The organism is Mycobacterium sp. (assembly GCF_032161845.1).
Lineage (GTDB): Bacteria > Actinomycetota > Actinomycetes > Mycobacteriales > Mycobacteriaceae > Mycobacterium.
Genome location: NZ_JAVRQA010000227.1, coordinates 1 through 21,048, shown reverse-complemented (window position 1 = coordinate 21,048; position 21,048 = coordinate 1). Strand labels below are relative to the sequence as shown.

The 21,048-nt window shown below is 67.3% G+C and carries 23 protein-coding genes; 4 read left to right on the top strand and 19 right to left on the bottom strand.

Annotated features, from left to right (window positions below):
- The first annotated feature begins 458 nt into the window (after positions 1-458).
- On the top strand, positions 459-749 hold the full coding sequence (locus QOD90_RS13195; protein WP_526350334.1) for a WhiB family transcriptional regulator: 291 nt from the start codon (positions 459-461) through the stop codon (positions 747-749).
- Between the two features lies 1 nt (position 750).
- Here QOD90_RS13195 and QOD90_RS13190 read toward each other — a convergent pair whose 3' ends face one another.
- Entirely contained in the window at positions 751-1,572 is an 822-nt protein-coding gene (locus QOD90_RS13190; protein ID WP_526350340.1) for a DUF4349 domain-containing protein, read from the bottom strand.
- Positions 1,573-1,785: 213 nt separating this feature from the next.
- Between QOD90_RS13190 and QOD90_RS13185 the strand changes: the two genes are divergently transcribed.
- Positions 1,786-2,163 carry an ANTAR domain-containing protein gene (locus QOD90_RS13185; RefSeq protein ID WP_526350332.1) on the top strand — a complete coding sequence of 126 codons (378 nt, stop codon included), beginning with the start codon at positions 1,786-1,788 and terminating at the stop codon, positions 2,161-2,163.
- Here QOD90_RS13185 and QOD90_RS13180 read toward each other — a convergent pair.
- Positions 2,160-3,686, bottom strand: a complete 1,527-nt coding sequence (locus QOD90_RS13180) for a threonine/serine exporter family protein (protein ID WP_526350330.1) — start codon at positions 3,684-3,686, stop codon at positions 2,160-2,162. The two genes, QOD90_RS13185 and QOD90_RS13180, sit on opposite strands and share 4 nt — an antisense overlap.
- 150 nt (positions 3,687-3,836) lie before the next feature.
- On the opposite strand from QOD90_RS13180, the gene QOD90_RS13175 reads away from it, so the two are divergent.
- Entirely contained in the window at positions 3,837-4,013 is a 177-nt protein-coding gene (locus QOD90_RS13175) for a hypothetical protein (RefSeq protein ID WP_526350328.1), read from the top strand.
- A 6-nt stretch (positions 4,014-4,019) separates the two neighbouring features.
- Here QOD90_RS13175 and QOD90_RS13170 read toward each other — a convergent pair whose 3' ends face one another.
- The 15 genes from QOD90_RS13170 to QOD90_RS13100 form a co-directional block, all read right to left on the bottom strand.
- Positions 4,020-4,610 (bottom strand): HD domain-containing protein, encoded by a 591-nt coding sequence (locus QOD90_RS13170; protein ID WP_526350326.1) that lies wholly within the window; start codon positions 4,608-4,610, stop codon positions 4,020-4,022.
- 14 nt (positions 4,611-4,624) lie between these two features.
- Entirely contained in the window at positions 4,625-5,569 is a 945-nt protein-coding gene (locus tag QOD90_RS13165) for an NADP-dependent oxidoreductase (protein WP_526350324.1), read from the bottom strand.
- Between the two features lie 5 nt (positions 5,570-5,574).
- Positions 5,575-5,985, bottom strand: a complete 411-nt coding sequence (locus tag QOD90_RS13160; RefSeq protein ID WP_526350322.1) for a cupin domain-containing protein — start codon at positions 5,983-5,985, stop codon at positions 5,575-5,577.
- A gap of 74 nt (positions 5,986-6,059) precedes the next feature.
- Positions 6,060-7,451, bottom strand: coding sequence for a MocR-like pyridoxine biosynthesis transcription factor PdxR (gene pdxR, locus QOD90_RS13155; protein ID WP_526350320.1), 1,392 nt, complete (start codon positions 7,449-7,451; stop codon positions 6,060-6,062).
- Positions 7,452-7,596: 145 nt separating this feature from the next.
- The gene (gene groL, locus QOD90_RS13150; RefSeq protein WP_526350318.1) at positions 7,597-9,219 is read right to left on the bottom strand and encodes a chaperonin GroEL; all 1,623 of its coding nucleotides are present in this window, start codon (positions 9,217-9,219) and stop codon (positions 7,597-7,599) included.
- A gap of 94 nt (positions 9,220-9,313) precedes the next feature.
- Positions 9,314-9,616 carry a co-chaperone GroES gene (groES, locus tag QOD90_RS13145; protein WP_526350338.1) on the bottom strand — a complete coding sequence of 101 codons (303 nt, stop codon included), beginning with the start codon at positions 9,614-9,616 and terminating at the stop codon, positions 9,314-9,316.
- Between the two features lie 272 nt (positions 9,617-9,888).
- On the bottom strand, positions 9,889-10,911 hold the full coding sequence (gene tsaD, locus QOD90_RS13140; RefSeq protein ID WP_526350316.1) for a tRNA (adenosine(37)-N6)-threonylcarbamoyltransferase complex transferase subunit TsaD: 1,023 nt from the start codon (positions 10,909-10,911) through the stop codon (positions 9,889-9,891).
- A complete protein-coding gene (gene rimI, locus QOD90_RS13135; RefSeq protein WP_526350314.1) occupies positions 10,908-11,372 on the bottom strand; it encodes a ribosomal protein S18-alanine N-acetyltransferase in 465 nt (154 codons plus the stop codon). The genes tsaD and rimI overlap by 4 nt, the downstream gene beginning before the upstream one ends.
- Positions 11,369-11,992 carry a tRNA (adenosine(37)-N6)-threonylcarbamoyltransferase complex dimerization subunit type 1 TsaB gene (gene tsaB, locus QOD90_RS13130; RefSeq protein ID WP_526350312.1) on the bottom strand — a complete coding sequence of 208 codons (624 nt, stop codon included), beginning with the start codon at positions 11,990-11,992 and terminating at the stop codon, positions 11,369-11,371. Before tsaB ends, rimI begins: the two co-directional genes overlap by 4 nt.
- Positions 11,989-12,483, bottom strand: a complete 495-nt coding sequence (tsaE, locus tag QOD90_RS13125; RefSeq protein WP_526350310.1) for a tRNA (adenosine(37)-N6)-threonylcarbamoyltransferase complex ATPase subunit type 1 TsaE — start codon at positions 12,481-12,483, stop codon at positions 11,989-11,991. Before tsaE ends, tsaB begins: the two co-directional genes overlap by 4 nt.
- Complete coding sequence (locus QOD90_RS13120) at positions 12,476-13,576, bottom strand: alpha/beta fold hydrolase (protein WP_526350336.1); 1,101 nt, start codon at positions 13,574-13,576, stop codon at positions 12,476-12,478. Before QOD90_RS13120 ends, tsaE begins: the two co-directional genes overlap by 8 nt.
- A 17-nt stretch (positions 13,577-13,593) precedes the next feature.
- Entirely contained in the window at positions 13,594-14,763 is a 1,170-nt protein-coding gene (gene alr, locus QOD90_RS13115) for an alanine racemase (protein WP_526350308.1), read from the bottom strand.
- 83 nt (positions 14,764-14,846) lie between these two features.
- Positions 14,847-16,229: a glutamate decarboxylase gene (gad, locus tag QOD90_RS13110; RefSeq protein WP_526350306.1), complete on the bottom strand. Its 1,383-nt coding sequence runs from the start codon at positions 16,227-16,229 to the stop codon at positions 14,847-14,849.
- Between the two features lie 12 nt (positions 16,230-16,241).
- Complete coding sequence (locus QOD90_RS13105; protein WP_526350304.1) at positions 16,242-17,663, bottom strand: NAD(P)H-hydrate dehydratase; 1,422 nt, start codon at positions 17,661-17,663, stop codon at positions 16,242-16,244.
- 123 nt (positions 17,664-17,786) lie between these two features.
- Entirely contained in the window at positions 17,787-18,266 is a 480-nt protein-coding gene (locus QOD90_RS13100; protein ID WP_526350302.1) for a CGNR zinc finger domain-containing protein, read from the bottom strand.
- Positions 18,267-18,351: 85 nt separating this feature from the next.
- Between QOD90_RS13100 and QOD90_RS13095 the strand changes: the two genes are divergently transcribed.
- Complete coding sequence (locus QOD90_RS13095; RefSeq protein WP_526350300.1) at positions 18,352-19,218, top strand: alpha/beta fold hydrolase; 867 nt, start codon at positions 18,352-18,354, stop codon at positions 19,216-19,218.
- A 13-nt stretch (positions 19,219-19,231) separates the two neighbouring features.
- Here the strand turns inward: QOD90_RS13095 and QOD90_RS13090 are convergent, their stop codons facing one another.
- Together QOD90_RS13090 and glmS are read right to left on the bottom strand one after the other, a co-directional pair.
- The gene (locus QOD90_RS13090) at positions 19,232-19,978 is read right to left on the bottom strand and encodes an SDR family NAD(P)-dependent oxidoreductase (RefSeq protein ID WP_526350298.1); all 747 of its coding nucleotides are present in this window, start codon (positions 19,976-19,978) and stop codon (positions 19,232-19,234) included.
- Between the two features lie 61 nt (positions 19,979-20,039).
- On the bottom strand, positions 20,040-21,048 hold a 1,009-nt coding region (gene glmS / locus QOD90_RS13085; protein WP_526350296.1), incomplete at its 5' end, for a glutamine--fructose-6-phosphate transaminase (isomerizing).

Sequence of the window (21,048 nt, the reverse complement as noted above, 5' to 3'; positions counted from 1 at the left end):
CCGAACGCGACGTCGACGAATGCACTCATCGGCGGCGACGCTATCAATTTGCCGAAAGTTTGGAACCGCGGGAACCCGATACCGCGCGTCACGGGTGGGAATCCAACTTTGGTTAACTCTTCATGGTCGTCGTGTTACGTCCAGGTCAACCGCCTTTAGCTGGCAGGCCAGCTGCTACGGAGCACTTTGGGACGCGAACAGCGCAAACGCGAATCGGAGTAGGACAGTTGGCGATTCGCCATCACTCTTCTCGTTGCGCTCGCGTCGCATTGATGAACGTGATGTAAATTCTCGGCCTGCCGTTATGTGGTTGAGCACATGCGCGGGCTATTGACCCAAGTTCGCGAGGCCTTCTAGTTTGTGTGCACGAGTAGTCATCGGCGACAGGGCTCGGATCGGTTATACGACTCACGCGTTCGATCGTTCGCGAAAGATGTGCGTAGAGAGGGGTTTTCCCAATGCCACAGCCGCAGCAGTTGCCAGGGCCAAACGCCGACATCTGGGATTGGCAGATGTCAGGACTTTGCCGAGGCGTTGATTCCTCGATGTTCTTCCATCCCGACGGTGAGCGGGGTCGTGCCCGCGCCCAGCGTGAAATGCGCGCCAAGGAGATGTGCCGGGGGTGCCCGGTGGTTGCTCAGTGTCGCTCCCACGCCCTCGCCGTCGGCGAGCCCTACGGCATCTGGGGTGGCCTCAGCGAGGCCGAGCGCGAGCTCCTGCTGAAGCGCGGCATCCGCCGCTCCGCCTGAATTATCGGGTACGGCGCACCAAGCGAATGAGTACGTAGCCGATCACGCCCATGACGGCGACCACCGACAGCCACGGCAGCAATAGACCGAACAGCAGGACGGCGTTGCCGACCACCGACACCAAGGCGTCCCAACCCCGTTCGATCTGACCAACGAATCCGTCGTACCGCTTTGGTGCAGGGCCACCTGGCTGGTCGGCAAGGAAGGTGACGGAGACTGTGCTGTAGTCGATTCGATCACCGAGCTGATCGCGCTGCGCGCGGAGGCTGTCCAGATCGGCCTGGCGTTGCGACAGCGCATCCTCGGCCTTGATGAGCGCATCGGGATCCTTCGCGTCCCGCATGATCGCCAACAGCCGGTCCACCGAAGTTTGCAGCGCCTTGATCCTGGCGTCGAGATCGATCCGCTGAGCGGTTACGTCCTCGGCGGTGGTTTCGGCGGTCTGCAGGGCACCCAACGTCTTCAGTTCCCGCACCACACCGTCGAGCTTCGCGGCAGGCACCCGCAGGACCATCGACGTCTGCGCCCGCCCACTCCGCGATCCGGCGTCCTCGGAACGACTGTCGACGCGGCCGTCGGCGCGTTCGACGACGACGGCAGCCTTGTCGGCGGCCTCCGAGGTACTCGCGACGTCGATCGTCATCGATGCGGTCTTGACGACGTCACGCTTCGACGTCAGGTCCGGCGGCGGCCCATTCTGAGGCGCGGGTGCGCCGACGCCCTCGGCGATACCACCGGACGCCGGTGCGGGCACTGAGCGTTCCGGCGTCCCCGAACACGCCGCCAGCAGCCCCACCGCGGCCACCGCGACGATCACCAGCATCAACCGGGTGCGCCACAAACTGTGCAAATGCTGACTCATACCTGGCAACCTAGCCATCCCGACGCCCGGGCAGGACGGCACGGCAGGTTTCAAGGTCGATCATGATTGATCCGTGACCGTCGGGGGTACCCATGGCCGTCGGGTTGAAGGACGTCCACCCCGATAGTAGAAAAGACTGGGCGTGGGGTTCGTGCGTAGGAGGGAGCGCCGATAATGAGCACCGGGATCGATGAGCAAGCGCCGACCAGCGATTCGGCGCTGCCCGACGACAAGCAGCGAATTTACGAAGCCGTTCGTGACATCGCCGAGAAGCGAGCTCTCATAGACCAGGCCAAGGGCATGCTCATGATCGTCTACGGCATCGACGCGGACGCCGCCTTCGGCCTGTTGCGGTGGCAGTCGCAGCATCACAACGTGAAACTTCGACTGATGGCCGAGCAGCTGCTTGAGGACTTCAGCCGAGCCTCGCAACAGGGCGGGGCCGTGGACCGTCGCATCTACGACGAACTACTCGTCACGATCCATACCCGCACCGAACCCGCCGTATTGCGCGACGTAGTCGGTGAGATGGCCGTTCGGATCGACGACTAAGTCAGTGCAGCGCTGCGCTTGCGCCCGTCGAGCCGAGTGCCGCGACTTCGGCGGCGAGCCTGGAGTCGGCGGGTCCGCATCTTCCGCGAGCTCCACTCGCCGAGTGTGACGCCGGCTGCCAGCGCAGTGCCGATCGCAAGGGCCCCCAACACCGAAGCGAACCCGACCGCATGTTGGTCGTTGAGAATCGCGTAGACGCCGTGCAGCAGCGCGAGGCCCGGTAGCAACGGCACGATGCCGGCGATCGAAACGACAAGCGGCGGTGCAAGATTGCGACGTTCCATCAGCCGGCCGACCAGTCCAATCGGGACCGCCGCGGCGAACGATGCGACTACGGCGCCCAAGCCCGCGCCCTGTGCCAGAAGGAACACGACAGTGCCTGCCGCACCGCCGAATGCCGCAGCCACCGCTGCCGTGCGTTCGGCATAGCAGGCCAAGGCGTAAGCCGCGGCACTCGCCGCGCCGAACGCAACGCGGGCAGGCAACTCCGCGAGGGCCGGCGGCGCATCGGCACCAATCGCCACGAACGGCGCCCCGAAGCGGTTGGCGAAGTGCAGCACCACAGCCACGCCGGCGATCGTTGCCGCGGTCATCATGACCAACTCGAAGAAGCGGGCCGCGGCCGTGACGGGCGCGCCCGTGATGACGTCGCCAACCGAGCCCACCAGGGAGAGCCCCGCAAGAAGGACGACGAGGCCGGCGGCGATCGCCACCGTCGGCTCGAAGTGCAACCCCAACCTGGGACTCAGCCAGTAGAGGATCAACGGCGGCGCGGTCGCGATCGCGCCGCCGACCGCGTATTGAAAGAAGAACGGCAGTCCGTGCCTGTTGAGTTGCCGATTGACCCGGTCGATCGTCATGGCGCTCAACGCGCTGACCACACAAGCCAACCAACCGGCGCCCAGGGTTCCCGCCGTAGCAAAGGCGAGCCCGCCCCACGCCAGCGTGGCGATCCACCGCTTGTACGGGTGCGGCGCCGTGATGATGGCGTCGAGCTCATCGCGGGCCGTCGTCGGAGATACCTCGCCCGTGCGGATGCGACCGATGAGACGGTCGACGGCGGCCAGCCGGCTGAAGTCCATCGATCGGGATTGCACGATGTGCAGCGTGCTGGCTGGCGGCGACGTCGGCCCACGGTAGGCGGCGACGTGGATCGTCGTATTGATGACGTCGACCTCGCACCGCTCGATCCCGTAGGCGCCAGTAATGGCCGTCACCTGATCCATCGTGGCGGTGGCCGGCATCCCGGACGCCATCAGAATGGCGCCGATGGTTCCGGCAAGGTCGAGCACCTCGCCCACTCGCTCGCTGTATGCGGCGTCGAGCTCGGCGCGCACCGAACTCGTCATTCTCGGCAGGCTGTCGGTCGGCGGATCGGTTTCCCTGACGAGTCGGTTCAGGATCTCGCGATGGCGTGCCCGCCACTGCTGGCCCGCGCGATCACGGGTCAACTCCACAACACTGCCCTCCCAATCGACGAGACCCTTGACGATGAAGTCAGGACCAAAAGCCAGTTTACTCATGGCAAGCCATGGCGTCAGCGCCGCGCGCCAGTGAGAAGCAGCACACTCGACAAGCGCCGGAGGCTTTCTAAGCAAGCTATTAGTTTGCCTAGCTAGTTTGGGGGCATCCGCTCAACAGCGGACCATCAGTCCCTCGAGAAAGGCGTGGAGATGACCTTTGCGGCCGACGACGGTTTGTCGAGCTGCCCGCGGTGTGCGGAGCCGCTGGTCTTTCGGCTCGACGCGAACGAAGGCGGAGGTCTTCGCTACGACGTGTCGTGCCCGCCCTGCGGCGAGACCTATTTCGAGATGTGCACCCCGGTCCGCGAACTGCCCGCCGCAGCCTGAGTCTTCTCAGTGCGAGCCGTCGAGAGGGTTGGCGGTGATGCGCTCGGCAGCATTGTTGGCCACCGACGAGGCCGCGGCGCTGTCCGGCTTTCGTCTCGCTTGGTCTTCGAAGCACGCCAGGAATTCGCTCCCGAATCCTTCCCTGGGATAACGCGCGAGTATCTCTGCGGTTGCCTCTTCTCCGAACTCCTCCGGCCGCCTTCCGACGACATCCCAGCTGGTAGCTACCTGTAAGAGGTGGGATTCCGGATCAGTGGCCGCAGCGACGTCGTCGCGCATGTGCAACACGATGATCTCCATCGCCCTGGCCGCCCGGTCGGCCGGCCAACCGGCCGCCACCCCGAACACCCAGGCCAAATCTCCACCCGCCTCCTCGAAGGGCATTCGGTGACTATCGAATGGGTCGGTCAGCGCGATGTCGTGAAGGAGTGCCGACACGTAGTAGAGCTCGTCGTCGAAGGCGATGCCACGCGCCGAGGCGTACGTGGCTCCCCACAGATACGAACGGACACAATGGTTTAGGAGCGCCGGCGAATAGAAGCGGGATGCCACCGAAAGAGCAGCTATCGCCGCCGGCGTCTGCGGAGTGTCGGTCATCTGTCTTCCCTTGCTTAGTTTCGTTGCCCATTGTCGACCCCATCGTCGACGACGCGGATGATCGGCTTGCCGGGACCGCGGCGGGTCGGGTCGAAGGCCGCGGGAGCGTCTTCGAGGGCATACGTCGTTCCGACGAGCGCACTCAACCGGCCCTCTCGAACCCTTGACTCCAATGCGGCAAGCTCGGTGCGGTCGGGCTCGACGACGAAGAAGACCGCCCGTCCGTCGCGAGGCAGGATTCGCGGCGGTTCGGCGACGGTGACGAGGGCACCACCCGGCCGGACCAACGCCGCTGAGCGGTCCAAGAGCTCACCGCCCACCACGTCGAACACCACGTCGGCTTGGCCGATGCTCTCCAGCCGGTCGCCGTCGAGATCCACGAAGATCTCCGCGCCAAGGCCGAGCACCGTCTGCCGGTGGGTGCCGCGGCCGGTCCCGATCACCCGGGCCCCCGCCTCACACGCGAGTTGCACCGCAAGCGAACCGACACTGCCTGCAGCGCCATTGATTACGACGGTCTGCCCGGCCCTGAGGCGTCCGTGGGTGAAGAGTCCCTGCCACGCCGTCAGACCCGAGATCGGCAACGCGGCAGCGACGACGTGGTCTACCTCGGCGGACAGAGTCGCGAGGTTGCGCGCCTCCACCGCGACGAATTCGGCCAGCGTGCCGTTTCGACACCAGTCGGTGATCCCGAAGACCTTCTGACCCACGGCCAGGCCGGTGGTCCCGTAACCCAGCTCGGCAACCACCCCGGCCACCTCGTGGCCGGGAATCGTCGGCGTCCGATCTCGTCCGGCCCGGTCGGTCCACGTGCCCGGCCAATCGAGCTCGCCCGGAGTGAACCCTGCCGCATGCACTTGGACGATGACGTCGTTCTCGGCGGCGTGGGGATAGGGCACGTCCGCGACCGCGAGCCCACCGATACCGGCAGCGCGGTCCCGCGCGATGATGGCGCGCATCGTCTTCACTGCGCATGCCGGCGGGCGCTGGGATGCCGCAGGGCATCGCGGGAGGCGATCTCGGATGGCTCGAGCATGGTGATCATGTCGACGCCAGGGGCACAGATGCACACCGCAACGAAGCGGCTCCAGTGAGTCGGGTCCAGATTTCTCGTCTGATAGTGCACGACCTCGCCGCCGGGCTCCCAGAAGGCCTCTCCCGCAGCAATTTCCACGGGCGCTTCGCCCTCGAGTTCGAAGAGCATCCGGCCTTGCAACATGTACCCGAACACCGGCCCGGAATGTCGATGTGGAGCCAGCCCGGCGTCCGCCGGCGCAAGTTCGACGATCTGCGTCATTGCGTGTGCACCCGCGGGGATTGGCGGCGGCGCGACGCTCAAGAGATCGGTGACCTTCGTATTGCCTGTGACCAACATGCTTCAACGGTAGCCGCGGAATCGCCCCCGCCGGGGGCCAATTGGGCGCGGCGCGTGGGGGCCAGTCGAGTGCGTCATGACAGCTCTCGGATCAACGCATCCATCGCCGCCGACCATGCGCTCGGCGCGGGCGCCGCAAATCCGACCACCAAACCATCACGCTTGCTTGAGGTTTCGGGATGGCGATATAGGTCGAGACCTTCCACGCCCAGCCGTCGCCATGCGGGCCGACGAGACAGTGCGCCCTCGTCGCCATCGAGTTCCTCGAGCGTCACGTGCAGCCCCGCGGGCATCCCACTCACGGCGATCTTCGGTGCTGACCGGGCGACCGCCGCGACGAACTGTTCGCGACGGCGTCGATATTCGACGCGCATGGTGCGAATATGCCTGTCGTAGGAACCGGACTCGATGAACTCGGCCATCGCCAATTGCTCGACGACGCCGCAGGTCTCCTCGGTCTCACCCTTCTGTTTGGCCACCGCTTCGACCAGTCGTCCCGGTAGCACCAGCCAGCCGAGCCGAAGCCCCGGCGCCAGGGACTTGCTCGCCGTGCCCAGGTAGATGACGCGTTCGGGATCGACGCCGTGCAGAGCACCGACGGGGCGGCGGTCGTACCGGAACTCTCCGTCGTAGTCGTCTTCGATGATCACTGCACCGGTCCTCCGCGCCCAATCGATGACGGCCGCGCGGCGGTCGGAGTGCAAGGACACGCCAAGCGGGAACTGGTGCGATGGCGTCAGCAGCACACCACCTACCTCGGCCATCCTCTCGAGCGCCACGACGTCGGCTCCATCGGAGTCGACCGCCAGCGGGGGGCAGTGCAACCCCGCCCTGGTGAGCGACGCCCGTTGCGCGGGGAGGCCGAACTCCTCGACGGCCACCGCGCCGACGCCGACGGCCGCCAAGGCGCCTGCGACGAGGCTCAGGCCTTCGGCGGCTCCGCTGCACACGATGATGTTGCACGGCTGGGCCCGAACTCCCCTGGCCCGCGCGAGGTACTGCGCAAGGGCGTGCCGAAGCTCCCGCCTGCCATGCGGGTCGCCGTACCCGAACGCCTCGGACGGCGCCGCGTTCACCGCTCGCGTCACCGCGCGGCTCCACTCGGACCTGGGAAACGACGATAGGTCTGGATGACCGGGCCGCAGGTCGTGGTCCAATCGGCGTGGGGCCTCCCGCCTGGGTGGTGCGGCGACGGACCGGACGACCTCGGCCCCACGCTGCGAGACCACGGTGCCCGAGCCCTGGTGTGCGGACAACCAGCCCTCGGCGATGAGTTCGGCGTATGCACGCGCCACGGTGTTCCTCGCCACGCCAAGGTCGGCGGCCAGCGCTCGGCTCGACGGCAACCGCGTCCCCGGCATCAACCGTCCCGTCCGGATCGCTTCGCGGATGGCATCCATCACGCTGTCACGCACCCTGCCAACGGGTCGGTCCAGATGCAGATCCAATCCGGCGACGACAGCCATGGCTCAACCTAGATTGCTGTAGGAGACATTTTCAACGGCGATACGAACAGCACCGGCGGGTTCGTGGACCAGCCGTTGCGACCGTCCGCAAACCAAACAAGGCACCCCCGGCCCAATGGACCGGGGGTGCCTCGAACGAATCGACCTAGTGCGAGTGGCCGTGATGACCGCCGCCGCCGTGATCCGGCTCGTCCGCAGGCTTCTCCACGATCGCGGTCTCGGTGGTCAGGATCATCCGGGCCACCGACTCCGCGTTGAGCACTGCGGAGCGGGTCACCTTGACGGGATCGTCGACACCGTCGGCGAGCAGGTCGCCGTAGGTCAGCGTCGCGGCGTTGAAGCCCTGCCCTGCGGACAGCTCCGACACCTTGTTCACCACGACCGAGCCGTCCAGCCCGGCGTTGGTGGCGATCCAGTACAGCGGGGACGACAGCGCCGAGGCGAAGACGTCGACGCCGAGCGCCTGGTCACCCGAAAGCGACGCGCGGAGCTCCGTGAGCACCGACCCGGCCTGGACGAGGGCGCTGCCACCACCGGTGACGATGCCCTCTTCGACGGCAGCCTTGGCCGCCGACACCGCATCCTCGACCGCTTCCTTGCGCTTCTTCAGATCGGTCTCGGTGGCCGCGCCGACCTTGATGACGGCGACGCCACCGGACAGCTTGGCCAACCGCTCCTCGAGCTTCTCGCGATCCCAGTCGGAATCGGAGGCCTCGATCTCGGCACGCAGCTGAGACTTGCGGCCCTCGATCGCATCCTGGCTACCGCCACCGTCGACGATCACGGTGCTGTCCTTGCTGACGACCACGCGCCGGGCGGTGCCCAGAACGTCGAGGCCGACTTCGCGCAGCAGCAGGCCGACGTCGGGGTTGACCACCTGGCCACCCGTGACGACCGCGAGGTCGTCCAGGAACGCCTTGCGACGGTCACCGAAGAACGGCGCCTTGACCGCAACGGCCTTGAGCGTCTTGCGGATCGCGTTGACGACCAACGTCGAAAGGGCCTCGCCCTCAACGTCCTCGGCGATGATCAGCAGCGGCTTGCCCGACTCGGCAACCTTCTCGAGCAGCGGCAGAAGATCCGGCAGCGAGCTGATCTTCTCGCGGTTCAGCAGCACCAGCGCGTCCTCGAGGACCGCCTCCTGGGCGTCGAAGTCGGTGATGAAGTAGGCCGAGGTGAACCCCTTGTCGAAGCCAACGCCCTCGGTGACCTCGAGCTCGGTGTTCAGCGTCGAGGACTCCTCGACGGTGACCACGCCGTCGTGGCCGACCTTCGTCATGGCCTCGCCGACGAGCGCACCGATGACCTCGTCGCGCGAGGACACGGTCGCGACCTGGGCAATGCCGTTCTGATCGGTGATCGGCGTGGCAGCGGCCAGTAGCGCCTCGGACACCGCGTCGGCGGCCTTGGCGATGCCTAGACCCAACTCGATGGGGTTGGCGCCGGCGGCCACGTTGCGCAGGCCGGCCTTGATGATCGCCTGGGCCAGCACGGTGGCGGTCGTGGTGCCGTCGCCCGCGACGTCGTTGGTCTTGGTGGCCACCGACTTGACCAGCTGCGCACCCAGGTTTTCGAACGGATCCGAGAGGTCGATCTCGCGGGCGATGGTGACGCCGTCGTTGGTCACGACCGGGCCGCCGAATGCCTTGGCCAGCACCACGTGCCGACCGCGCGGTCCCAGGGTCACGCGGACCGCGTCGGCGAGCTTGTCGACGCCGGCTTCCATCGCCCGGCGCGCAGTCTCGTTGAACTCAATCTGCTTGCTCATGAATGTTCTTTCTGTCTACGTGAATGAGACACAACGCATGCCGCCCCGGACATCACCCGCGTTGACGGGGACCTCCGGGGCGGAATGGCGATGCTTACTTGGAGACGACAGCCAGCACGTCGCGTGCCGACAGAATCAGGTACTCCTCGTTGTTGTACTTGATCTCGGTGCCGCCGTACTTGCTGTAGATGACGGTGTCGCCTTCGGCGACGTCCAGGGGGATGCGCTTTTCGCCATCCTCGTCCCAGCGGCCGGGGCCATCTGCGACGACGGTGCCTTCCTGCGGCTTCTCCTTGGCGGTGTCGGGAATGACCAGACCGGAGGCGGTCGTAGTCTCGGCCTCATTGGCCTGAACGAGGATCTTGTCCTCGAGTGGCTTGATGTTCACGGCCACGATGGAGCCCTCCACATTGATAGGGGTGCGGTCCGGGACGATTCCCGGACCTTCACGGATTTCCAGCAGTTGTTAGTTGTTCGGCACGCGTCCTAGCCTTCACACCGTCGTCGCGGGAGCCGGAGCGGGGATTGGCCGCCTGCCACTTAGCACTCTATACATGCGAGTGCCAGTTCCTCAAGGCTGGGTCCATGCCTGTCTCGCGAGCTAACTCCCGAGCGTGACGCCACTGCGAGAAATCATCGCAAAAGTCGCAGCCACGTCACGCTCGACGCTCACGCGACCTGCCCCTTCACCACCGGAAGGCCCGGGTCGGTCGCCACCCCCAGCGGGGACGGCGGCGCGCCTGCCGCGATCAAGTGCGCGGCGAACGACGCGATCATCGCGCCGTTGTCCGTGCAGAGCCGTGGCCTCGGAACACGCAGTGTCAGCCCTGCCGAGGTACATCGCTCTTCGGCCAACTCCCGGAGGCGGGAGTTGGCCGCGACGCCACCGGCGATCAGCAGGGTCGACACCCCGAGCATCTCGGCGGCGCGCACTGCCTTCTTGGTGAGCACGTCGGCGACCGCCTCCTGAAAACCCGCCGCGACGTCCGCGGTGGCCGCCTCCGGATGGGATTCGACGTACCTGGCGACCGCCGTCTTGAGACCCGAGAAGCTGAACGCGTACGGGTCGTCGCGGGGCCCGGTCATTCCGCGCGGGAACACGATCGCATCGCGGTTGCCCGTGCGGGCGAGGTCGTCGAGCACCCTGCCTCCCGGATACCCGAGGCCGAGAAGCCTGGCGATCTTGTCGTACGCCTCCCCTGCCGCATCGTCGACGGTGCTGCCGAGTTCTTCGATCGGCTCACCCAGCGACCGCACGTGCAGCAGGTTGGTGTGCCCGCCAGAAACCAGCAGCCCGACGCTCTCGGGCAGCGGGCCGTGGTCGTAGACGTCGGCGGCGAGGTGTCCTCCGAGGTGGTTGACCGCGTAGAACGGCACGTCCCAGGCGGCCGAATATGCCTTGGCCGCAGCGACTCCCACCAGCAGGGCACCTGCGAGGCCGGGCCCGATGGTGGCTGCGACGACGTCCGGCTTCGGCACGTCAGCCACCGCGAGCGCACGCCGCATCGTGGGGCCAAGCGCTTCGAGGTGTGCGCGCGAGGCGATCTCGGGGACGACGCCGCCGAACCGCGCATGCTCGTCGACGCTCGAGGCCACTTCGTCAGCCAACAGCGTCACCGTGCCGTCGTCATGCAGCTCGCAGATCCCGACTCCGGTTTCGTCACAGGAGCTCTCGATGGCCAGGACGATCACTTTGCGCCTCCCTCGGCCTGCCGGCACATCGTGTAGGCGTCGGCGCCGCTCACCCGGTAGTACTTCTTGCGGACTCCCGTCACCGCGAAGCCGGCGCTCTCGTACAGGCCGATCGCCGCCGCATTGTCGGTTCTCACCTCGAGGAAGATCGTGCCACCGTCGGCGATCTCGAGCAGGCGGTCCAACAGGACGCGGCCCACGCCCTGTCCCTGCACGCGCTTGTCGACACCGATGGTGTGAACCTCGTACTCGTACGGCGGTTTTCGGCCCAGCCGACTGACGCCCGCATACCCGACGAGTTCGCCGTCGAGGCGAGCAGCGACGTAGTGGTTGTGCTTGGACTCCAGCTCGCGGATGAAGGCGACGGCGGGCCACGGGTCGTCGCCGGGGAAAAGCTCGGCCTCCAGCTCGGCGCAGCGATCGGCGTCGCCGACGGTCAGCGAGCCGTACTCGACGGTCATGACTTCGGCTGCTGCGGCTTGGCGTCGGGACGGCGCAGGTACAGCGGAATCAGCGGCTCTGGTGTCACATCCCAGTCGACGACGCGAACCAGTCCGGACGCGGTCGGCTGAACGGGCGCCAATGGCGGCAGGTCGAAGAGCGCGGCATGCTCGGGTGATCCGGCGACGGCCGACGCGCCGGCTGGGACGTCGGCAGGAGCGCTCACTGCTGGTCCCTCGATGCGGTCGCCGTCGCGATAGCGCGCCCAGTACACCTCGCGGCGGCGGGCATCGGTGACCACCAGGACGTCGCCGGAGGTGTCCACTCCGATCGCATCGAGACTGCACACCCCGAACACGGGGATGCCGAGAGCGTGGCCGTAGGCGGCGGCAGTCGCCATCCCGACGCGCAGACCCGTGAACGGGCCAGGGCCACAACCGACGACGACCGCGGCGAGGTCCGCCATGCCGACACCGGCATCGGCCAAGGCGCCCAACACGTTCGGAGTGAGCTGTTCGGCATGGGCGCGTGGGTCGACGGTGACGCGTTCGCCGAGAACCTCCACTCGGGACGGACCGCGGCGGACCACCCCGGCGGTGACGGCGGGAGTGGCGGTATCGATCGCCAGCACGATGCTCATGGGCACCCCCCGTCGCTTCGCTCGCCAGGTTGGTACCACCGCCAGGTCGCGATCCGCGCGTCCGTATCGCGGCCACGCTCCAGCCGGATGTCGAGATGACGATCGGACAGCCGCTCCGCAAGGCCTTCGCCCCATTCGACGACGACGACGGCATCGTCGAGATCGGTGTCCAGGTCGAGGGAGTCGAGCTCCCCGAGCAAGTCGGCACCTGGATGATCGAGCAGCCGGTACACGTCCACGTGCACCATCGCGGGCGCGCCCTCCTTCAGCGCGGGGTGCACGCGGGCCAGCACGAAGGTCGGCGAGGTGACGGGGCCGCCGACGTGCATGGCGCGCGCTATCCCCTTGGCCAACACGGTCTTTCCCGCCCCGAGTGGGCCGGACAGCACGACGACGTCGCCTGCCCGTAGGTCCGCTCCGAGCCGGGCACCGAAGGCGACCGTGTCGTCCGCGGTCAGTAGCTCCACCGTTCCCTCGAGAACCTCAGCCATGAGTGCGCGCCCGCTCCCGCAGCCGACGGGTCATCGCGACGAGCTTCGACGGCGTGGCGCGCTCGACGAGTCGCACCAACGCGTCGTCGACGATCTCGGGCTGCTCGAGCTGAACGAGATGCCCTGCGCCGCCGACGATGACGAGCTCGGCTTTCGGCAGCGCCTTCGCCATGGCCTCGGAGTACTCGCTGGGCGTCAGCAGGTCGCGATCACCACAGACGATCAGGGTCGGTACCTTGGCCAGGACGGCCAGGCCCTCGGTTTCGTCGTGCACCTCCAGTGCGTGCAGGAAGCCGACGAGGGTGGAGATGGGCGTGTCGTGCATCATCCGCTCGGAGAACGCCACGACGCTTCTGCTGATCTTCTCGTCACCGTAGGACGCCGCCCGCAGCACCGGGCCGATCACCGAACTTGTCGCGCCACGGGTGCGGTGAACCGTCTTCGGCGCATAGCGCACAGCGAAGCGGGCGGCTTCGAGGACCGGGTTCTTCAGTACCTCGCCCAGTGGTGAGCGCGAAACCCCCTCGGCTGCAGAGGAGATCAGCGCTGCACCGACGATTCGGTTGCGGTACCGCTGCGGGTACTGGCGAGCGTGGGCCAGCACCGTCATGCCGCCCATCGAGTGCCCGACGAGTACCACCGGACCGCGTGGCGCCATCACCGCGAGGACGGTCTCGAGGTCCTGACCCAGCTGGGGAACGGTGAACGACTCGGGCGGTGCGTCACCGGACTGACCGTGTCCACGCTGGTCGTAGAAGACCATGCGGACCTGCGTCCCCCACTGTTCGGTCAATCTGGCTCGCTGAAAGTAGAAGGCCCCCATGCGCAGACAGAAGCCGTGCGCGAACACCACGGTCAGCGGCGCGTCCTCCGGGCCTACTTCCCTGACCGCGAGCGGCACGCCGTCGGGCGTCGTCACGACACACCCGCGGTCGGCGTCCAGGAGTTCGAAGTCCTCGTCCTCGTGGGGATCGACGTCGGCGACTCGTCGCGTCAGCGAGCGCGCCACGGTGGCACCCGCGAGCCCGCCGACGGCGGAGATCCCGGCGGCGCCGGCCAGCCAGCGACCCCTACGCCTGCGGCGAGGAGGCAGGTCACTCTTGGCGTCGCTCAACGGGTTCCGCCTGGCGCGTCGACGTACAGGCGGGACACCCGACCCCGTGGGCTGGTGACGACCTCGTAGCTGATGGTGCCGAGCAGTTCGGCCCAGTCCAGCGCGGTCATCTCGCCGCCATCACCGGGGCCGAAGAGGATCGCGTCGTCGCCCTCGCTGACGTCTACGGGCCCTGGCCCGAGGTCGACCACGAACTGATCCATGCAGATGCGCCCGACGTTCGGCCGGCGCCGCCCGTTGATCAGCACGGCGATGCGATTGCTCAGACCGCGGAAGACACCGTCGGCATAGCCGAGTGGAATGAGCGCCACGGTGGTGTCGGCCTTGGCCACCCACGTGTGTCCGTAGGAAACTCCGTCGCCGGCCTTGATCGAACGTGTCAGCGCGACGGGACATTTCAACGTCATCGCCGGCCTCAGCCCCATGTCACCGTTGGCTGGAATCGGCGTCTGCCCGTACACCGCGATACCTGGTCGCACCATGTCGTACGCAAGGTCTGGCCGCGTCATCGCCGCAGGAGAGTTGCACAGGTGCGCCACCTCGAACTCGACGCCGGCCTCGCGGGCCTGCGCACGCATTTCCGAGAACCGTTGTGCCTGTTGGTCATTGACGGGGCTCGTTGGATCGTCACCGCACGCCAGGTGCGACATGATCCCGCGCAGCCTGATCGCGTCGTCGGAGGCCGCCCGCCGCAGTGCGACCAGAAGCTCCGAGAACTCGCCAGCACCGGCGCCGTTGCGATTCAACCCGGTGTCGACCTTCACGGTGATGGTGGCCGGGGTTCCCGTCCGCGTCACCGCATCGAGGACCTCGGCGAGCTGGCGGGTCGAGGAGACGCCGAGCTGGACGTCGGCCGCCAAGGCTGGGGCGAAGTCGGTCCCCGGGGTGTGCAGCCAGCACAACACCGGCGCCGTGACGCCGTCGCGGCGCAGAGCCAGCGCTTCGTCAAGGGTGGCGACACCGAGTTCGGAGGCACCCGCCGCGATGGCAGCCTGCCCCACTCGCGTGGCCCCGTGCCCGTAGCCGTCCGCCTTGACGACGGCCATCACGTCCGCCGATCCGGCGAGTTCGCGCAGCACGCGCACGTTGTGGTCGATGGCGCCGAGATCCACCACCGCCTTCGCGGCGGCGGTCGATGTCGGTAGCTGGGTCGTGTGCATGGTCATGTCACCGTCGTCGATTGTCCCAGAGTGTGCTTCGGCGGGTAGGAGCGGAGCGACCGGGGATCGATCAGGCCAGGTCGCCGGGCCTAGTGCGCGAAGGGTTGCAGATCGTCGAAGTGACCGTTCGGCTTGAGTTCGTCGAGGCTCTTCAGCACGGTGAGGGCGTCGTCCTTGAGCGCCCTGGCGAGGTCGGTGGAGAAGCCCTCCCGGACCACGACACGCAACACCGTCACGTCCGTCGCGTTGTCCGGCATCGTGTAGGCGGGCACCTGCCAGCCGTAGGCTCGCAACGCGTGTGACACGTCGAACTCGGTGTAGCCGCGGTCGCCCTTGAGCTTGAAGCTGACCACCGGGATCGCCGACCCGTCCGAGATGACATCGAAGTGCTCGCTCTCGCGAAGTTGGTCGCCGAGCCACCGCGCCGTCGTCGACAGACACGACATGACCTGGCTGTATCCCTCTCTGCCGAGTCGCAGGAAGTTGTAGTACTGGCCGATGACCTGGTTGCCGCCCTTGGAGAAGTTCAGCGTGAACGTGGGCATGTCGCCGCCCAGGTAGTTGACCCGGAAGACCAGCTCCTCAGGCAGATACTCGGCGCTGCGCCACACCACGAAGCCGATGCCCGGATACGTCAGGCCGTACTTGTGGCCGCTGACGTTGATCGACACCACTCGCGGCAGCCGGAAGTCCCACACCACGTCGGGGTGCAGGAATGGCACGACGAAGCCGCCGCTGGCGGCGTCGACGTGCACCGGGACGTCCGGACCTCCGTCGGCGGTCAGCTTGTCGAGGGCCGCGCAGATGTCGGCGATGGGTTCGAGTTCGCCGGTGTAGGTGGTGCCGAGGATGGCGACCACCCCGATCGTGTCCTCGTTGACCGCATCGAGAACCTGCTCGACAGTGATGACGTAGCGCCCCTCCTCCATGGGGAGGTAGATGGGTTCGACGTCGAAGTAGCGGCAGAACTTCTCCCAGACCACCTGGACGTTGGAGCCCATCACCAGGTTCGGCTTGCGGGTACGCCACTGTTCCCCGACCTTCGCGCGCCACCGCCAGCTCATCGCCAGCCCCGCCAGCATCACGGCCTCGCTGGACCCCACGGTGGACACCCCGATCGCGGTGGACGGGTCGTCGTCGCGCAGGCCTTCGGCGTGGAACAGGTCGGCGACCATGCACACGCAGCGTTGCTCGATGGCGGCCGTTGCCGGGTACTCGTCCTTGTCGATCATGTTCTTGTCGAACGTCTCGGCCATCAGCTTCTCGGCCTCGGGATCCATCCACGTCGTGACGAAGGTGGCGAGGTTCAGCCGTGAGCTGCCGTCGAGCATCAGCTCGTCGTGGATGAAGCGGTAGGCGGCCTGGGGGTCCATCGATTCGTCGGGCAACCGCAGCGTCGGCACCGGCGCGGTCGCGAGCCTGCCGGTGTAGGCGGGTGCGATCGAGGAGGCCGGAGTGTGCCTGGATGACATCTGGTGTCCCTTCTAGAGATCGGCGATCGACGAACGGAGGTGGGCGAGGATTCGCGATGCCGAGGTGGGCGCGGGCCGCGGTCCGGGATCGGCAGCAGACAGGCCTGCGGCACGGGCGTGGACGAAGGCGCCCATCGCGGCGGCCTCACCGGACGGCCGACCAGCAGCCAACAGTGCGCCCACGACGCCGGACAGCACGTCACCGGAGCCTGCCGTGGCGGCCCAGGACTGACCAGCCCTATTCAGGTAGACCGGTCCTCCTGGCTCCGCGATGACGGTGACGTTGCCCTTCAGCAGGACGGTGGCACCGAACGCGTCGGCCAACCGGCGGGTTGCTCCGATCCGGTCGTCACCCGGCGGATGACCCGCCAGGCGGGCGAATTCGCCAGCGTGCGGCGTGAGCACCGTCGGAGCCTTCCGTCCCACCAGGACGTCGGGGTGGGCGGCGAGAATGGTGAGCGCGTCGGCATCGACGATCACGGGTAGGTCGGACTCCAGGGCGAACCACAGCGCGGCTGCGCCAGCCTCGTCGGTGCCGAGTCCGGGCCCAACCACCCAGGCCTGCACGCGGCCCGCGGAGCCAATCGTTGGCGTGGCGATGACCTCGGGCCAGTGCGAAACCACCTCGGCCGCAGCCGTTCCCGCGTATCGCACCATGCCCGACGTTGCGGCGACCGCCGCCCCGGTGCACAGGATGGCCGCTCCGGGATACGTCGCGGAGCCTGCCATCACACCCGTCACGCCCTGGGTGTACTTGTCGTCGCTCGCGGCGGGTATGGGCCAGCGCGCACGGACGTCAGCGGCCTCCAGCGAGCGCACCTCGGAGTCGGGCAGATCGAGGCCGATGTCGACGAGCTCCACCGTGCCGCAGTCGCCGAGGGCGTGCACTGCTTTGTAGCCGCCGAACGTGACCGTGAGCGCGGCATGCACGTGTGGCTCTTCGGCCGCGCCGGTCGCGACGTCGATTCCGCTCGGGACGTCCACCGCCACGACGGGAAGGCCCGCAGCGTCGACGTCGGCGAATACCTCCGCGGCGTCGGGGCGCAGTGGCCCGGTTGCCGAGATGCCGACGACCCCGTCGAGAACCAGATCGGTTGCCTGCGGCACACTTTGGACGATGCGCCCACCCGATCGGGTGAACGCGGCGAGCGCCACGGCGTGTACCCGCTGCGGATTGAGCACGATCGCGGAGGCCGTCACCCCCCGGCGGCGCAGAAACGTCGCAGCCCATAGGGCGTCGCCGCCGTTGTCGCCGGACCCGATGACGGCGCAGACCCGGCGGCCCGCGACACCGCCGGTGCGGGAGCGCAATTCGCGGGCGATCGCGCCCGCGAGGCCGAACGCGGCCCGACGCATCAGAACGCCATCGGGCAGCGTGGCCAACAGTGGCGCTTCGGCGTGGCGGATGGCGTCCGCGGTGTAGTAGTGCCGCACCCGGCCCACGTTACGTCGTGATGCTGCGAGTGCGGTCCAGTCCGGTTCATCGCGCCGACCGCCGTTGGTGACGGACCCGCTCGTCGAGTCGACATCACCGGCGATGTCGAGTTCCGGAAGGGGTCAGTCCCCCGGCCTGCCCGACGTTCGACCGTAGTGCCTCCGTGCCTTCATCCGGTTGCCGCAGACCTCCATCGAGCACCACCGTGCGGTACCCGCTCTGCTGCGGTCGATCAGGAACAGCCGGCACTCGTCGTTCGCGCAGGGACGCAATCGACCAGGCATCGAGGACTCCAGGTCGCCCCAGGCCAGCACCATCCGCGCGATCCAGTCGGCGTCGAGGTGCCACGTCACGACGCCATCGACGATCGACGGGGTCTTCGTGACGCCGCGCAGGCGAACGCCAAGAACCTCGGCCGAGACCTCACCGCGCACCACCCGCTGTAGGTCGTCGCGAAGCCGTCGGGTGTCGTCCACCCGCTGCCCGCTGCCCCCGTGCGTCCGCAGCCAGGCGCCGTCGAGAGACTCGGTGGTCCTGCCCTCGATCACCGGCGTGGTGTTCAGCAGATCCAGTAGGGCGTACTGCGAATCCTCGGTGCTCACAACTAACCATCATATACGACTTGACAGGTTAGACGATCGAGACTTGACTGAGCCTAACCGTCATAGATATTCGAAGGGGTTAGCCATGGTCACGCATCACCGATACGCCGAAGTCTTGGGGCAGCGGATGTTCTACCGGGAGTCGGGACCTGCGTCGGCCCCCGTCATCGTTCTCCTGCACGGAACCCCCGCCAGCTCGCACATGTACCGCAACCTGATCCCCGCGCTGGCGGACCGCTACCACGTGATCGCCCCCGACTATCCGGGGTTTGGGCACTCCGAGAGGCCGGGTACCGACGAATTCGACTACACCTTCGACGCACTCGCCGACCACGTCGACGCGCTCCTCGACCATCTGGGACTCGCGCGGTACGCGCTCTACGTCCAGGACTACGGCGCACCCGTCGGCTGGCGCCTCGCACTGCGACATCCGGAGCGTATCGCCGCGATCGTCACCCAGAACGGCAACGCCTACGTGGAGGGCTTCGTCGGGGACGCGATGGAGCCGTTGTTCGCCTACGGCCGGGACCGCTCTGAGGCCAACGCCAAGGCGCTGCGCGATCTCATCAGCATCGACGGCCTCAAATGGCAGTACACCCACGGGGTTTCGGATCCGACCGTCGTCGATCCCGATGCGTGGCTGAACGCTCGGGCTGCCGTCGCAGACACCGAGGATGCCGTGGCGGTGCAACTGGAACTGTTCGCCGACTACATCACCAACGTCGAGCTCTACCCGCGGGTGCACGAATACTTCCGCACCTCGCAGGTTCCACTGCTCGCGGTGTGGGGCCGCAACGACCAGATCTTCGGGCCCGACGGCGCTCTGGCGTTCAGTCGCGATCTGCCGCTCGCCGACGTCAACCTGATCGACGGTGGCCACTTCCTCTTGGAGAGCCGGCTCGACGCGGTCGTCTCAATGATGCGCCCGTTTTTGGCCGAGCACCTCGGTTGAAGGCCGTTGCGCCTCAGCGTAGTTCGGAGCCCGCCACCCACTCCGTCGGTCGCAGCAGCACGATCTCGGGGATGATGCAGGCCCGCGACAGCCGGGTGGTCAGTCGCACGGTCTCGGCAACGTCGCGGGGGGCGATCATCTCCACGGCGCCACCCTCGCGGTAGTCGTCGGCCATCGGAGTGTCGGTCAGGCCGGGGCAGATCGCCGTGGCCTTGATGCCCTCACCGGCGAGTTCGTCGTGCAGGGCCTCGGTGAACCCCACCACCGCGGCCTTGGACGCGGAGTACGACGACAGCATGGCCTCGCCGCGCTTACCTGCGTTGGACGCCGTGTTCACCACCTGCGCCGAACCGCGTTCACCAACCGCGTTGCGCAGCAGGGCAAGACACTTGGTGGTCAGCAGGATGACCGCCCGGGTGTTGACGGCGAACTGCGCGTCGACGAACTCCGCGGTGAGCTCGCCAACCGCCCTGGTGCCCGCCACGCCCGCGTTGTTCACCAGCAGGTCCAGGGAGCCGTAGGACCCGCCGTGAGACGCAGCCACCTCGTCGAGGAATTCCTCGTCGGCAAGTGAGCCAGCGAGCCAACGCAATTCGGCATTGCCAGCGGGCGCCAGCAGATCGGCCGCGGTGCGCAACCTGTCGGGGTCGCGACCGACCATCGTCACCGCGAACCCCTCCTCGAGGAGCACCTCGGTAATGGCCCGGCCGATCCCGCCGTAGGCGCCGGTGACGATGGCAGTGCGGACGTCGTTGGTCATGCTGGACCCCATTGTTGTCGGCTGGCGGTTCGTCGAGATCGCCGGGTTTGGCGGACGATCGCTACTCGACGGTGACGGACTTGGCCAGGTTGCGGGGCTTGTCGACGTCATAACCGCGCGCCTGGGCCACGCCCGCGGCGAACACCTGTAACGGGATGGTCGACAGCAGCGGCTGGAACAGCGTTGACACCGCAGGCATCTCAATCAGGTGATCGGCGTAGGGCCGCACCGTGTCGTCGCCCTCCTCGGCGATGACGATGGTGACCGCGCCGCGCGCCTGGATCTCGCGGATGTTGCTCAGCAACTTGCTGTGCAGCATCGCCGCATTCTTCGGGGACGGCATCACGACGATGACGGGCAGACCGTCCTCGATCAGCGCGATCGGCCCGTGCTTGAGCTCGCCCGCCGCGAAGCCCTCGGCGTGCATGTAGGCCAGTTCCTTGAGCTTCAGCGCGCCCTCCAGGGCGACCGGGTAACCGACGTGGCGGCCGAGGAAGAGCACCGTCTGCGACTTGGCGAACCGGTGCGCAAGCTCGGTGACCGGCTCCATGCACGTCAGCACGCGGGCAATCAGGTCGGGCATCGCCTCGAGCTCGTGGAACTCACGGGCGACCTCGTCGGGATACTTGGTGCCGCGGGCCTGCGCCAGCGCCAGCCCCACCAGATAGTTGGCGGCGATCTGCGCCAGGAACGTCTTGGTGGAGGCGACACCGATCTCGGGCCCGGCGCGGGTGTAGAGCACCGCGTCGCACTCCCTGGGGATCTGGGACCCGTTGGTGTTGCAAATGGCCAGCACCTTGGCCTTCTGATCCTTGGCGTGTCGGACGGCCTCCAGCGTGTCGGCCGTTTCGCCGGACTGCGAGATGGCGATCACCAGTGTGCTGCGGTCCAGGACGGGGTCGCGGTAGCGGAACTCGCTGGCGAGCTCGACCTCGACGGGCAACCGGGTCCAATGCTCGATGGCATATTTGGCCAGCATCCCAGAGTGATACGCGGTCCCACACGCGACGATGAAGACCTTGTCGATCTCGCGAAGTTCCTGGTCGCTCAGTCGCTGCTCGTCGAGCACG